This window comes from Ereboglobus luteus (genome assembly GCF_003096195.1).
Taxonomy (GTDB): domain Bacteria; phylum Verrucomicrobiota; class Verrucomicrobiia; order Opitutales; family Opitutaceae; genus Ereboglobus; species Ereboglobus luteus.
In genome coordinates, this window is record NZ_CP023004.1 from 497,190 (window position 1) to 510,306 (window position 13,117).

The 13,117-nt window shown below is 60.9% G+C and carries 14 protein-coding genes; 6 read left to right on the plus strand and 8 right to left on the minus strand.

What is annotated here, in order from left to right; genetic code table 11:
• Positions 1–98 precede the first annotated feature (98 nt).
• Positions 99–1,145 carry a M23 family metallopeptidase gene (locus CKA38_RS01865; RefSeq protein WP_108823982.1) on the minus strand — a complete coding sequence of 349 codons (1,047 nt, stop codon included), beginning with the start codon at positions 1,143–1,145 and terminating at the stop codon, positions 99–101.
• A gap of 37 nt (positions 1,146–1,182) precedes the next feature.
• Positions 1,183–2,427, minus strand: coding sequence for a radical SAM family heme chaperone HemW (gene hemW / locus CKA38_RS01870; protein ID WP_108823983.1), 1,245 nt, complete (start codon positions 2,425–2,427; stop codon positions 1,183–1,185).
• A gap of 55 nt (positions 2,428–2,482) precedes the next feature.
• Between hemW and CKA38_RS01875 the strand changes: the two genes are divergently transcribed.
• Positions 2,483–3,505 carry an IPT/TIG domain-containing protein gene (locus CKA38_RS01875; RefSeq protein ID WP_108823984.1) on the plus strand — a complete coding sequence of 341 codons (1,023 nt, stop codon included), beginning with the start codon at positions 2,483–2,485 and terminating at the stop codon, positions 3,503–3,505.
• Between the two features lie 77 nt (positions 3,506–3,582).
• On the opposite strand, the gene CKA38_RS01880 is transcribed toward CKA38_RS01875, so the two are convergent.
• On the minus strand, positions 3,583–4,773 hold the full coding sequence (locus CKA38_RS01880) for a sensor histidine kinase (RefSeq protein WP_108823985.1): 1,191 nt from the start codon (positions 4,771–4,773) through the stop codon (positions 3,583–3,585).
• A complete protein-coding gene (locus CKA38_RS01885; RefSeq protein ID WP_108823986.1) occupies positions 4,754–5,533 on the minus strand; it encodes a ribonuclease HII in 780 nt (259 codons plus the stop codon). The genes CKA38_RS01880 and CKA38_RS01885 overlap by 20 nt, the downstream gene beginning before the upstream one ends.
• A 199-nt stretch (positions 5,534–5,732) precedes the next feature.
• Between CKA38_RS01885 and rpmB the strand changes: the two genes are divergently transcribed.
• Positions 5,733–5,963, plus strand: a complete 231-nt coding sequence (rpmB, locus tag CKA38_RS01890) for a 50S ribosomal protein L28 (protein WP_108823987.1) — start codon at positions 5,733–5,735, stop codon at positions 5,961–5,963.
• A gap of 119 nt (positions 5,964–6,082) precedes the next feature.
• Positions 6,083–7,654, plus strand: coding sequence for a citramalate synthase (gene cimA / locus CKA38_RS01895; protein WP_108823988.1), 1,572 nt, complete (start codon positions 6,083–6,085; stop codon positions 7,652–7,654).
• A gap of 162 nt (positions 7,655–7,816) precedes the next feature.
• Here cimA and thrC read toward each other — a convergent pair whose 3' ends face one another.
• From thrC to CKA38_RS01910, 3 genes are all read right to left on the minus strand, one after another.
• Positions 7,817–9,184, minus strand: coding sequence for a threonine synthase (thrC, locus tag CKA38_RS01900; RefSeq protein ID WP_108823989.1), 1,368 nt, complete (start codon positions 9,182–9,184; stop codon positions 7,817–7,819).
• A gap of 76 nt (positions 9,185–9,260) precedes the next feature.
• Positions 9,261–9,656, minus strand: coding sequence for a four helix bundle protein (locus tag CKA38_RS01905; RefSeq protein WP_108823990.1), 396 nt, complete (start codon positions 9,654–9,656; stop codon positions 9,261–9,263).
• A gap of 74 nt (positions 9,657–9,730) precedes the next feature.
• On the minus strand, positions 9,731–10,945 hold the full coding sequence (locus tag CKA38_RS01910) for an aspartate kinase (protein ID WP_108823991.1): 1,215 nt from the start codon (positions 10,943–10,945) through the stop codon (positions 9,731–9,733).
• Positions 10,946–11,209: 264 nt separating this feature from the next.
• On the opposite strand from CKA38_RS01910, the gene CKA38_RS01915 reads away from it, so the two are divergent.
• Genes CKA38_RS01915 through CKA38_RS01925 form a run of 3 tightly spaced genes read left to right on the plus strand, consistent with a single transcriptional unit; the run spans position 11,210 to position 12,655 of the window.
• Complete coding sequence (locus CKA38_RS01915; RefSeq protein ID WP_108823992.1) at positions 11,210–11,806, plus strand: RNA polymerase sigma factor; 597 nt, start codon at positions 11,210–11,212, stop codon at positions 11,804–11,806.
• On the plus strand, positions 11,803–12,144 hold the full coding sequence (locus tag CKA38_RS01920) for a hypothetical protein (RefSeq protein WP_108823993.1): 342 nt from the start codon (positions 11,803–11,805) through the stop codon (positions 12,142–12,144). Before CKA38_RS01915 ends, CKA38_RS01920 begins: the two co-directional genes overlap by 4 nt.
• Before the next feature lie 19 nt (positions 12,145–12,163).
• Positions 12,164–12,655 carry a hypothetical protein gene (locus CKA38_RS01925; protein ID WP_108823994.1) on the plus strand — a complete coding sequence of 164 codons (492 nt, stop codon included), beginning with the start codon at positions 12,164–12,166 and terminating at the stop codon, positions 12,653–12,655.
• A 43-nt stretch (positions 12,656–12,698) separates the two neighbouring features.
• Here CKA38_RS01925 and CKA38_RS01930 read toward each other — a convergent pair whose 3' ends face one another.
• The gene (locus CKA38_RS01930; protein WP_108823995.1) at positions 12,699–13,091 is read right to left on the minus strand and encodes a VOC family protein; all 393 of its coding nucleotides are present in this window, start codon (positions 13,089–13,091) and stop codon (positions 12,699–12,701) included.
• Positions 13,092–13,117 lie beyond the last annotated feature (26 nt).

Consider the following 13,117-nt stretch of genomic DNA (forward strand, 5'->3'; position numbering starts at 1 on the left):
TCATTCATGCCCCCGCTGGCCATCAATACGGGGACGGCTTCGCCAAACCCGCCGTGTTTGTCGCCCGCAATTCCCGCCACATTCGGCGCGCAAAGGTATTATTGCCCGAAAATCAGCCCCAACACCGTTCGCAGGTCGCGCCCCGGCACGGGCGCGCCGCGCTGGTTGAGCACGAGCGATTTGCAGCGCCACGCCTTGAGAATTGCGTCGTCCTTCCAGACTATCCTCGCCTCGCCCGCGATGCCCACAATCTCCGTCGCGCCAAGCGGTGTCCACGCGAAGGGAATCCCCGTCTCGTTGAACTGAATCTCCCAGCCGCCCACGCCGCCGGGTGGCACCGGCTTGGTCAGCAACGCCGGATAACGCCGCGTAAAATCAGGCACCGTGCGCGTGACATAACGCACGCGCACCGCCGGTTTCATCCGCGCAAAATACGCGCGAAAATCAGGAGCCGCCCCCGTTCGCCACTTGCTGAAAAAATCCAGCGGATCAAACCCCATCAGGTTCATTCCATTCCAGACGCCGTGTTTGTTTTTGCCGCTGAAATTTTGCGCGTCATACCACGGCTGAAAATTGTCAGTCAGCCGCACGCCGAGTTCGAAGTGCAGATGCGCGCGGCTTTTCGGAATTGCGATCACATCCGAGCTGCGCCCCATCGTCGCGATGCGCTGCCCGCGCGCGACCGTGTCGCCGGCGCGCAACCCCGGCTGCGCCGCGCTCAAATGCGCATACAACGAATACACCGCAGGCGACACGCCAGGATGCTCGATCACAATGTAGCGCCCGTAGTTGCTATTTCCGGGGACGAGGTTGATGTGGCGCACCACGCCCGGCAGCACCGCGAAGATCGCGTCGAGCGGCTCGTCCCGCGTATCGCGCAACGTCGGCATCAAGTCGATCCCCTCGTGAAAACGCCGGCCGCCGTTGCGCGTGCCGCCATACAATCCCGACGTGGTCACGCCCGACGCAGTCGGCTGGATATACGCCTCGATTCCCCTGCCCTGCATGAAAGCCGTGTTCGGCGTGGGCCACGCCATGTCGAGCTTTGCCGGTTGCGCCCGCGCCGCGCCCGCGAACAACAGCGCCAACGCCACGGCGACGGCTAATCTATAATGAATAATGTATAATTTATAATAAAAGGCCATGATGATAAATATCCCGGGTGTGGTTACTCGCCATCCGCTACTCACCGCCCGTCCCTTCCGTCAGCGCGCCCAGCATTTCGGAGGCAATCGCATCGGCCACGAGCCTGCCCTTCAAAGTAAGGCGCAACCTGCCGCCATCGCCCGTGGCAAGCGCGCCGTTTGTCAGCCGGTTCACAAGCGCGCCGACCGCCGCCCAGTTCAAGGCATCGGCGCCCGCCTTCTTGCGCAGCGCATCCATGTCCACGCCCTCGTTCATGCGCAGCCCAAAAATCAACGCGTCCTCGGCCAGCAACGCCGGCGACATCCTCACACGGTCCTCCGTGGCGCGCGCGCCGGTTTTCATGCCCTCCAGCCATTTCTCCAAATCGCGCGCATTTGCGCCGCGCCAGCCCGCGTGCTGCGACGCCGCGCTCGGGCCAAGGCCGATCCACTCCGCCATGCGCCATGTGTTCAAATTGTGGACGCATTCGAAACCGCGCCTCGAAAAGTTGGAAATCTCATACTGGGGAAATCCCGCGGCGTCCAGCTCCGCCCAAGTGCGCTCGTAGAGACGCGCCTCGCGCTCCGCGTCCAGCTTCACCTTGCCCTGCGAAAGTTTCACCCACAACGCCGTGTCCTCCTCAAAAGTCAGGCAATACGTCGAGAGATGATCCGGGCCGAGCGCGATTGCCTCGCGCACATCGGCAAGCCACGCCGCCTCCTCCTGCCCAGGCAGCGCGAACATCATGTCCAAGTTCACATTCTTGAAACCCGCCGCGCGAATCCGTTCGTAAGCGCGATAAATCTGCGACGGCGAGTGACGCCGCCCCAGCGCCTCCAGCAAATCCGCGCGGAAACTTTGCACGCCAAGCGAAATGCGCGTCACGCCAATCTCGCGCAACGCCTCCAGCCGCGCCTCCGACACCGAGCCCGGCGCCAGCTCAACCGACCACTCCCCTGGCGCGCCCTTCCCTTCCCAAAGCTCGCGCACAATTCCGCCCAGCCGCAGGATGTCCTTCGCGGCGAGCACCCCCGGCGTTCCCCCTCCCCAAAAAACCGTGTCCACCGTCCGCGCCTTTTCACCGTCGCCGATTTCCCGCCCGCCATTTTCCGTCAGGACTTCCATCTCGCGCGCAACCCCGTCCAGATACCGGCGCACCTTTTCCGCCGTCGGAGCCTCCTCGTAAAACGCGCAAAAATCGCATCGCGTCGCGCAAAACGGCACGTGCACATACAGTCCGAGCGCGCGATTTTCAGGGCGCGCGGGCTCGTCCGTATTCTTGAGGGAGTCAATTTCGCTCATTGCCAAGCGGGAATGTTTGTGTTGCGTTTGCGTCGTTTTTAACCGGAAAACACTCATGCAAAACAACCGCACCTTTCACGCGAGATCATTCTTTGTCATCATCAGCGCCCTTGCCGTCCTCGTGCTGGCCGGGTGCGGCACGCCGTCCATCACCAACCTGACGGCACCGTCGCTTCCGCCCAACCCGTCGCAGATCTACACGATCACCGCGCGCATCAAGCCGCAGGCCTCCAACGTCGTCGAGGGCAGCACCGTCGCCAAGCTCATCATCGACGGCAACGCCCACAAGATGACCATGATTCCCGACACCCCCGGCATCTACGAATACGAATTCCAGGCGCCCCCCGGCGTGACCGAACTTCGCTACTACTTCCTCATCGAGTATCAAGTTTCCAATATCGGCATCCTCCGCTCGCGCACCGATTACAGCCCGTTGCAAGTCGCCACGATTGTGGGGCGCGACGCCGTCGGACTCAGCTCCAACCGCGGCCCCGCCGGCTCGCGAATCGCCATCACCGGACGCGGCTTCACCAGCCACGACAACGTCTATTTCAACGACAGCCTCGCGCGCTCCATCTACGACTCCGCAAACTCAATCAGCTTCTACGTGCCCGATCTTCCCGCCGAGCAAAACTACACCATCTCGATCGGCGACGTCCCCGGCAAACTCGTGATCGGCACATTCCGAATCGACCCCGGCGCGGACTCCGGCTCCGCCGCAACCGTGATTCACAACAATCCGCAACCAGCCGCCGACACGACAATGGCCACCGTGCAAACCACGCAACAAGGCGGCACGCTCACGGTCAGCCCCTCGGAAATCAAAATTCGCAAGAGCCAGACGCTCGTGCTCAAGTTCATCACGCCGCAAGTCGTGCAAGGCGCGCCCATGCTCATCGACGTGACGACCGACATCCCCGAAAGCGTGATCATGCCCGAAGTTTACGTGCAGCCCGGCAGCAACGTCGGCAGCGTCACCATCGAAGGCGGACGCCCCGGCACCGGCCATCTCTACGCGCAAATGCCCGGCGCCGACAAACCGCTCGTGATCCCCGTCACCATCCAGCCGCTCAACTGACGCGCGCAAAAGAAAACAATTCCATTTCTCACAAACGCCCCGGATTTTCCCGGGGCGTTTTTCATGAAAGGCCGCCCCTACTTCAACATCCGCACGCGGCGGTCTTTTCTTGGGAATTGCAGGGTCACCACGGTTCCCGCGCCCTCGCGGCTTTCGATGCCGATCTGGCCGCCGTGCTCGCGCATGATGCGTTGCACGATCATCAGCCCGAGACCGTGACCGCCCTGCTTGGTCGTGTGATACGGCTGAAACAGCTTCGCGAGATCGGCCTGCTTGATGCCCGCGCCGGTGTCTCCAAAAAGCAAATACACATTGTCGTCGTCCGCGCGCGCCTTGACGCGCAACACGCCGCCGGGCTGCATCGCCTCCATCGCGTTTTTGTTGATGTTAAAAAACACCTGCTTGAGCTGGTTGCGATCCGCCATCACTAGGGGCAGGTCTCCCGGCGCCTCGACCTCGACCGTAATGCCGCGATCCTCCAGTTCGCGCCGCTGAAAATGCAGCACGTCGGCGAGCACTTCGCTGACCTGCGTCTCGCACAAATCGGGCGGACGCGGATGCACCGCCTCCAGAAAATTCGTGATGATTCCATCGAGGCGCTTCACCTCCTCCTGGCAAACGCCAATCGACTCGGACAGCGCGTCGGCGTCCTTTTTTGCGGAGCCCTTGAGTTTTTTCAAACGACGTTCGATGAGCTGCAGATGAATTGTGAGGGAGTTGAGCGGATTGCCGAGCTCGTGCGCCACGCCGGCAGCGAGCAGTCGGATCGACGACGTGCGCTCGTCCGCGATGCGTTGCTCCGTCTTTTCGCGCTCGTTGGTAATGTCGCCCAGAATCACGGCGTATTGCTGCCGCCCGCCGTTTTCGTCCGAGAAAAACGGCACCATGTAGAGCCGCAACACGCGCGACTCGGGATAGGTCAGCTCGATCTCTCGCGTCATCGCATGGGCCGCCTGCACGGCGTCGTCGCGCGCGTCCTCGCTCACATCGATGATCGGCGGACGCAGCCCCGGCACAAAACGCCAGAGCACCACATCGCCGAGCTGGTCGTCGCGCAGGCCGAGCATTTTGCCGGCGGTCTGGTTCGCATACTCGACGTGCCCGTCGGCATCGACCAGAATCACGCCGTCCTTGAGCACGTTGAAAATGTTTTCGAGCAGGCGGCGTTCCCGCGCGAGACGCTGCACGAGGCTGGCACGGCTGGCGGGATCGAGGCTGTCGAACCTGCCCAGGACATGATCAAGCGATTTATATGTTTTGGCCGCCATTTTCGAAAAACGATAATTGCCCCGGATCCTCGCGATGGTCGAGCAGCTTGCGCAAGAATTTCGCGCGATGCTGCGGGCAGCTTCCCTTTTCCAGCACCGCCTCGCGATGCCTTTCGGTGCCGTAACCCTTGTGCTGGTCGAAGCCGTAGCCCGGATGCTCGCCGTCGAGCTCCGTCATCAGGCGGTCGCGCGTCACCTTCGCGATGATCGACGCCATCGCGATGCAAAGCGAGCGCGCGTCGCCGCCGACAACCCCGGTGTGCGGATACGGAAAACTTTTCAGCGGCAATCCGTCGACCAGGATGCGGCACGACAATTTTTGCCCAAAAAACGGACTGCGCGTTTCCATGTCCGCAAATAATTCCGGCTCGCCGGGCTTGCTGCGGCGAAAGGCCGCCGGCGGATAAATGCCCTCGAGCGCGCGCCGCATGGCGAGCTTTGTGGCGCCGAGGATGTCGAGGTGCTCGATCTCGTCCACCGACGCGACACCGTGATGCGCGTGGATGAGCCCGCCGCGGGCAAGCTTGTCGAGGTCGTTCCACGCCTCCTCGCGTCCGGCGGCGGTGAGCTGCTTCGAATCGTTGATGCGCCCCGCGTTTCGCATGGCCCAGTTGCTCGTCAGAAACTCGCACGTCACGAGCACGGCGGCGGCCACAACCGGCCCGGCGAGAGCGCCCCGGCCGGCCTCGTCGACACCGATGAGGGTTTCGTAACCGTTGATCTGTTTTAAGTCGTAGCCGCGCAGCTGGCGGCGTTTCATGCGTTCCGGTTGTAAGACTCGCCGCCCGTGGTGCAAGCACGCTGATTCGGTCGTTGCCACGTGAAAAATCGCGCCAAGTCCGCCATGTTTCACGCGCGCATCGATGTTTTACTTCAAACGGCGATGCATTTTTTCCAAAATTTCCCTTGCCAGACCCGCGCGGGCACCTTTGCCTCGCCGACTCTAATCTAATCGAAACATGGCAAGAATTTGTGCAATAACAGGCAAACGCCCAACCAAGGGCAGCCGCATTAACCGCAAGGGTCAGTCCAAAAAGAGCGGAGGCATCGGCACGCACGTGACGAGCATCACTCCCCGCAAATTCCGCCCGAACCTTCAGCGAATTCGAATTAAGACCGCAAACGGCGGCACCAAGCGCGTTCTCGTCTCCGTGAAGGCGATTAAGGCAGGTCTCGTCGAAAAAGTTTAATCCGCGAGCCCTCGTATCACGCACCCATTTCCAAAAGCCCGCGGATCAAGCCGCGGGCTTTTTGTTTTTTCTCACTCCCTCTCCAGCATCACACTACAAACTCCACACTTCGCATTCCCATGAGCACACCCACCCAGGTCAAAATATACGACACCACCCTCCGCGACGGCACGCAGGGCGAGGGCATCAACTTCTCAGTCACCGACAAACTCCTCATCGCGCAAAAACTCGACCAGTTCGGCGTGGACTACATCGAGGGCGGCTTTCCCGGCTCCAACCCGCGCGACATCACGTTTTTCCAGGAGGCGCAAAAACTCAAACTCAAGCACGCACGCCTCGCCGCCTTCGGCTCCACCCGCCGCGCCAACACCAAGGCCGACGCGGACCCGCAGCTCCGCATGCTTCTCGACAGCGGCATGCCCGTCATGACCATCGTCGGCAAGACGTGGACGCTCCATGTCACAGAAATTCTCAACACCACCCTCGAGGAAAACCTCGCCATGATCGGCGATTCCGTCGCCTACCTCACCGCGCAGGGACGCGAGGTGATCTACGACGCCGAGCACTTTTTCGACGGCTACAAAGTCAACCCCGACTACGCGCTCAGCACGCTCGCCACCGCGCTCAAAAACGGCGCCTCCAACATCACTCTTTGCGACACCAACGGCGGCACGCTCGCGCACGACTTTGAAAAAATCGTCGCGCGTGTAGTCGGCGAATTCGGCCCCGACAAGGTCGGCATCCACACGCATAACGACTCAGGCCTCGCCGTCGCGCTCTCGCTCGCCGGTGTCTCCGCCGGGGCGCGCCTCGTGCAAGGCACCGTCAACGGCTACGGCGAACGCACCGGCAACGCCAACCTCGTAACCATCCTCCCCAGCCTCTTCCTCAAAATGGGCTGCACCGCGCATTGCGCGCCCAGGCTCGAGGAGCTGCGCGAGCTCTCGCTCTACTTCGACGAACTCGCCAACCTCCCCCCCGACACCAAGACGCCCTATGTCGGCGCCTCGGCCTTCGCGCACAAAGGCGGCCTCCACGCCAACGCCGCGCAAAAGGTCAAATCCAGTTACGAGCACATCGACCCGTCGCTCGTTGGCAACCGCACCCGCATCCTCGTGTCCGACATGGCCGGTCGCACCAGCATCGCCACCAAGGCGCGCGAGCTCGGCTACGAATTCGACGAAAAATCCCCCACCATCGCCGACCTCATCAAGCAACTCAAGACGCGCGAGTTCGAAGGCTACGAATACGAGGCCGCCGACGCCTCGCTCAAGCTCCTCATCGCGAAAAACCTCGGCCACTACAAACCCGCCTTCGAGCTTGAGGCCTACCGCGTCATCATCGAGCGCCGCCACGACGAACTCGTCTCCGAGGCCACCGTCAAAATCAAGGTCAACGGACAAACCTACCTCACCGTCTCCGAGGCCAACGGCCCGGTGGCCGCGCTCGACCGCGCCCTGCGCGACGCGCTCGAACCCGTCTATCCGCAAATCAAAACCGTCACCCTTGCCGACTACAAAGTGCGCATCCTGGACAGCCAGCAGCACGCCGCCGCGCGCACCCGGGTTCTCATCGAAACAAACGACGACCATGGAAACATCTGGGGCACCGTCGGCGTGAGCGACAATATCATCGATGCCAGCTGGGAGGCGCTCCGCGACTCGGTCGAATACAAACTGCTGCAAGGATAACCCCGGCAACGCAACCCGGCCCAAACTAAAATAAACCGGCCGGTTTTCATGGGGAGTGCAACCTATGGGTTGCGCTGTTTATGATCTGATTTTGGTCTTCAACGGGTGGGACGCGCTCGCCGAGCGCGCCGAGAATCGCGAAGAATAAAACATCAAACGCGCCTAAACCGCGTTTGCCGTGATGAACGCCTTGATCGCGGCGGGATCGGCATTGATCTTGTGCTTCACCAGCGGGCGCGCTTTCAAAATTTCGAGCGCGGGATCGGTCGGCTCCATGCCGATGGCCTCGCGAATCGTGTCGGGGAATTTCGCCGGGCTCGCCGTCGCGAGCACCACGCTAGCGCGGTCGCGCGAGAGATCCTTGAAAGCGCATGCCGTGTGCGGGTCGACGATGTATCCGAAATCCTGATACACACGCTTGATGATGCCGGGGATTTCCGCGTCGTCGCAGCGCGAAGCGCTGAATGTGTCGCGGTCGAAATTTTCGAACACGTAGCGACCGGTCGTCTTGAACGTGCTCATGACCTCGCGCACCCTGGCCGTGTCGCGTCCGAGGCTGTAATAAAGGAAGCGCTCGAAGTTCGACGACACTTGGATGTCCATCGACGGCGCGAGGCTCGGGCGGACATCCGCCACGCTGTATTCGCCGGTCGTGAAGAGGCGGTGGAGAATGTCGTTCTGGTTTGTGGCAACCTTGAAGCCGCGAATCGGCACGCCCATTTTTTGGAGCATCCAGCCGGCGAGCACATTTCCAAAATTGCCGGTCGGCACGACAAACTCCGCCGAGGCGCGCGCGCCCTCCGGCAGGCGCAGCCATGCGGACAAATAATAAACGCATTGCGCGAGCACGCGGGCGAGGTTGATCGAGTTGACCGCCGACAGATGGTAGCGCGTGCGGAATTCCTGGTCGCCAAAGACGTCCTTCAACGCGGATTGCGCGTCGTCGAAAGTGCCGTCGATTGCGAGCGCGAAGACGTTTTTCGCGCCGGTGCAGGCCATCTGGCGCTCCTGCAGCGGCGAGGTGCGCCCGTCGGGATAAAGGATGAAGATGGCGGTGCCAGGTTTGCCAAGAAGCCCGTGAATCGCGGCCGAACCGGTGTCGCCGGATGTCGCCCCGAGGACGTTGATCGACTCGCCGCGCACACGGCATTGGTGCTCGTAGAGATTGCCGAGCACTTGCAGGGCGAAGTCCTTGAACGCGAGCGTGGGGCCGTGGAAAAGTTCGAGCACAAACAAATCCGGCGAGAGCTGCTTGAGCGGCGCGATTTCGGGAACGGAAAACGTGGTGTAGGATTTCGCGATGATCGCGCGCAGTGTCTCCTCCGGAATATCGGTCGCGAAGTGGCGCAGAAACTCGAAGCACAATCCCGCGTAGTCGTTTTTCAACGCGTCGAAGCGCGCGAGCTGCGCGGCATCGAACGCGGGCAACGTCTCAGGCAGAAACAAGCCGCCGTCCGGCGCGAGCCCGGTGGCGACGGCGTCGGAGAAAGAGAGTGCCGGAGTTTGTCCGCGTGTGGATGTATAGCGCATGAGAAGAAGAGGCCAGAAAACCAGAGGCCAGAGTGCCAGAGGTCGGAAGACGAAGTATTGAAATTAGAAAATTATGTTATGACTGTTTGTCATCGTCGCTCAATAGGAATGGTTCGGGATTGCGAATCATGCTTCCCAGCATTCGGCCCACTTCCCGGGCCAGTTCCACGTGTTCATCGAATTCAGGTTGATTGATATATCCGTGACTGCGCGCGAAGCGGAGCCAGTTTTCGGATTCCAGCAATTCGCCGTCGGCATCGGTAAGCTTGCTGATGAAATGAGCCCTGTAGCGTCGCTTGGCCCATGATTCGCAGATGTTGCCACTCACCGAGCGCGCAGACCGGCGAACCTGATCGGTCAGGGCGTAACGTTCTTCGCGCGGCCAGTTTCTGGACAACTCAAATATGCGACACCCGAAATCGAACGCCTTTTGCCACACAATCAAATCGGTGTAATGGCGAATCAATCCCATGGGTTGTCAATGTTTGGGCATTCTGGCCTCTGGCTATCTGGTCTTCTGGCTTTCCGGCCTCTTGCCTTCCCTTTTCACGCGTCGAGTCCGAAGACCTTGTGCGCGATGCGGGCGGCTTCGTCGACGCGCTCGCTGGAGATGACGACGGAAATTTTGATCTCGGAGGTTGTGATCATGTCGATGTTCACATTGGCGTCGGCAAGCGTCTGGAAAAGCGTCGCGGCCACGCCGCTGTGCGTTTTCATGCCAACTCCGACCACGGAAAGCTTAGCGATATCCTCCTGGATCGTCACGTTGCCGCCGCCGATTTCCACGAGCACGGGGGCGAGCGTTTGCTGCGCCTTCTTGGAGTCAACCTGCGGAACGGTGAAGGAGAGGTTGGCGACGCCGTTGCGGCCCACGTTCTGGACAATCATGTCGACGATGACATTCGCGTCGGCCAGGGCGCGGAACACCTTGGCGGCGGAGCCGGGCTTGTCGGCGATGTTGCTGACGGTGACCTTGGCCTGGTCCTTGTCGACGGCGACTCCGCGCACGACGACTTTTTCCATATACGAGACTTCTTCTTTCACGATTGTTCCTGGGTTGTGGTTAAAGGATGAGCGGACTTCAAAAACGACGCCGTATTTCTTGGCGAACTCGACCGAGCGGCTTTGCATGACTTTCGAACCCGACGAGGCGAGCTCGAGCATTTCGTCGTAGGAAATCTCGTCGATTTTCTGCGCGGTTTTCACAATGCGCGGGTCGGCCGTGTAGACGCCGTCAACGTCGGTGTAGATTTCGCATTTGTCGGCCTTGAGCGGCGCGGCGAGCGCGATGGCGGTGAGGTCGGAGCCGCCGCGGCCAAGCGTCGTTAACTGTCCCGCGGCGTTGATGCCTTGAAAGCCGGCGACGATCACGACCTTGTCCTGCTTGAGCGCCTCCTCGATTTGTTTGGGCGTGATGGTTTGGATCTTGGCGCGTGTGTGCGCGTCGTTGGTGAGGATGCCCGCCTGCGCGCCGGTGAAACTGACCGCGGGCACGCCAAGCGCGTGCAATGCCATCGCGGTCAGCGCGATGGTTTCCTGTTCGCCGACGGCGAGGAGCATGTCCATTTCGCGCTCGCTGGGCGCGTCGCTGATGGCCTTGGCGCGCGCGATGAGCTCGTTCGTCACGCCCGAACGGGCAGAAACGACAACGACTACTTCGTTGCCATCGTCGCGGGTGAGTTTGACGCGTTCCGCGACTTTTTTGATGCGTTCGACGTCACCGACTGAGGTGCCGCCATATTTTTGGACGATGCGTGCCATGTAGGAATAGAGACGAAAGTTGAGACTAAAAAACAAGTTTTGCCCTCCCGGCGAGAGGAAAAACGAACTGTGCGGGCCTGAAGCCCCAAGGCCGGGGCAATGCATCAGCAGCGAGGGAAGCCCCGGCACCGCTCCATTGAGCATGCACAACCCATTCATCCCGCGCTCGCAAGCTCCGCCCGCGGACGCGGCACCTCATGAAAACAGTAACTTGCGGCTCGCAAAAACCGTCACAGTTCTTGTGAATGCTGTTTCGATCAACTTATGCCTGCCGACCCTGACGCGCCTTTTGACATCGCCCGCTGCCTGGAGCGGGTGCGCGCGCGTGATCAGGAGGCCGCGCGCGAGCTGGTCGAGCACCTTTACCCGTTGGTCATCCGCATTGTCCGCTCGCATCTTCCCCGCCGCGTGCCGGAGGAGGATCTCGCACAGGAGGTGTTTATGAAAATGTTCACGCGCCTCGGCCAATACCAGGGAGCCATGCCGCTCTCGCACTGGGTTTCGCGCATCGCGGTGACAACATGCATCGACCATCTGCGCGCCCAAAAACGCCGCCCCGAGTTTCGCTGGGCCGATCTTTCCGAGACAGAAGCCGAGGTTCTGGACAGCGTCATCACCAACGAAAACGATGTGGCCGCGGGCGACGCCTTCGCCGCGCGCGAACTCGTCCACCGGCTTCTCGACCAGCTCAAGCCCGAGGATCGCATGGTCATCCAACTGCTCGACCTCGAGCAAAAAACACTCGCCGAAATCAGCGCGCTCACCGGCTGGAACACCACGCTCATCAAGGTCCGCGCCTTTCGCGCGCGGCGCAAGTTGCGTAAATTTTTTCAAGAACTAAAAAAGGAGGAACGCTCATGAATCCCGCCACACCGAGAACAACCGCATGGAAACGACTGTCGGAGGCCGCCCGGCGCTCGCAATTTGAAAACGTAAGCGAAATCCCCGCGCCCTATGGGTTCGCCACGCGCGTCGCCGCCCGCGCGCTCAGCATGCCGCCAACCTCCGCCGGGCCGTTTTTCGTGGCCAAGCTCACACTCCGCGGGCTCTGCATCGCCGGCCTGCTTGCCATTGTCAGCGTGACCATCAACCTCGGCCCGATCCTGCGCAACATCGACAAGGCGGCCGGTGACCTCGGCGGCACGTCCATCGAGGCCGTTGAAGTTGAGAACAACACCGAAGCCCCCGCCCAGCCCTGAGCCTCCCGCACATTTCGAAATGAACAAAACCATCATCACCGTATTTGCCCTGATCGGCATTTTTTTCTGCGGCGCCATCGCGGGCGGTGTCTTCGCCGTGCGTTATGTGAATGTGACCGTGCAAAGAAAAGCCGCCGCCCAGCAACTCAGCAACCAGCAATGGGTGCGCATCACCAACCGCCTCGACCCCACGCCGGAACAGCGCGAGCAGATCAAGGCCATCGTCACCGTTTACATGGAGAAACAACAGGCCTCGCGCCAAATCGAACGCGACGCCTCGGCCAAGCTGCACAACGACATTCGCGCCGTCCTCACGCCCGGGCAAGTGGAGGAATACGACAAAATCCGCGCCCGCCATCGTGAAAACGAAAGACTCTGGCAGCGCTGGTATAAGGAACAGCGGGCCAGGCACGGCGAATCCCCGCTTGTGAACCCGAAGCGCGTCGACTTGAAAAACAAGAAGGACAAGAACCGGGAAAAGCCTCCCGCCCCCGCCGCGCCGGAAAAATAACCGGGCGCGGAGATCGCCGAATTGCCGCCCCTCCCGAATCCGATCAGATCACCAGAAAATCCTTTTTCGAGGAACCCTTGACCTTGTAAATTACGATGTTGTTGCCGTCGGGATCGTTCACCGTGGCCTGATAAGTGCCCGAAATTTCGGCGGGCATCGTCACGAAGGTCGTGTCGCGCGAGCGCAACGAGGCGATGACGTCGTTGAAATTGTCCACCTCGAACGCCACGGTGACTCGCGGCATGTTTGCCACGGGCAGCTGCCCCTCGCACTTGATCGTGATGCGCCCCGAGTCCAAGTCGTAGTCAATCGAACCGCGCCCGTCCTTTTCAAAAATTCGGGCGGGCAGCAAATGAAGCGCATCCTCGTAGAATTTTCTCGCACGGGCGATGTCGGACACGGGCAAAACAACGAATGCGATTTTGGTGATTTTCATGATATCGTGAGTAGTTAGACAGAGTT

Excerpts from the sequence above, each read along its gene's own strand:
- CKA38_RS01920 (WP_108823993.1), top strand. The coding sequence starts at position 11,803 with ATGAATCCCGCCACACCGAGAACAACCGCATGGAAACGACTGTCGGAG.
- CKA38_RS01910 (WP_108823991.1), bottom strand. The coding sequence starts at position 10,945 with ATGGCACGCATCGTCCAAAAATATGGCGGCACCTCAGTCGGTGACGTC.
- CKA38_RS01930 (WP_108823995.1), bottom strand. The coding sequence starts at position 13,091 with ATGAAAATCACCAAAATCGCATTCGTTGTTTTGCCCGTGTCCGACATC.
- CKA38_RS01875 (WP_108823984.1), top strand. The coding sequence starts at position 2,483 with ATGCAAAACAACCGCACCTTTCACGCGAGATCATTCTTTGTCATCATC.
- CKA38_RS01865 (WP_108823982.1), bottom strand. The coding sequence starts at position 1,145 with ATGGCCTTTTATTATAAATTATACATTATTCATTATAGATTAGCCGTC.
- cimA (WP_108823988.1), top strand. The coding sequence starts at position 6,083 with ATGAGCACACCCACCCAGGTCAAAATATACGACACCACCCTCCGCGAC.
- CKA38_RS01925 (WP_108823994.1), top strand. The coding sequence starts at position 12,164 with ATGAACAAAACCATCATCACCGTATTTGCCCTGATCGGCATTTTTTTC.
- CKA38_RS01880 (WP_108823985.1), bottom strand. The coding sequence starts at position 4,773 with ATGGCGGCCAAAACATATAAATCGCTTGATCATGTCCTGGGCAGGTTC.
- thrC (WP_108823989.1), bottom strand. The coding sequence starts at position 9,184 with ATGCGCTATACATCCACACGCGGACAAACTCCGGCACTCTCTTTCTCC.
- hemW (WP_108823983.1), bottom strand. The coding sequence starts at position 2,427 with ATGAGCGAAATTGACTCCCTCAAGAATACGGACGAGCCCGCGCGCCCT.
- CKA38_RS01905 (WP_108823990.1), bottom strand. The coding sequence starts at position 9,656 with ATGGGATTGATTCGCCATTACACCGATTTGATTGTGTGGCAAAAGGCG.
- CKA38_RS01915 (WP_108823992.1), top strand. The coding sequence starts at position 11,210 with ATGCCTGCCGACCCTGACGCGCCTTTTGACATCGCCCGCTGCCTGGAG.
- CKA38_RS01885 (WP_108823986.1), bottom strand. The coding sequence starts at position 5,533 with ATGAAACGCCGCCAGCTGCGCGGCTACGACTTAAAACAGATCAACGGT.
- rpmB (WP_108823987.1), top strand. The coding sequence starts at position 5,733 with ATGGCAAGAATTTGTGCAATAACAGGCAAACGCCCAACCAAGGGCAGC.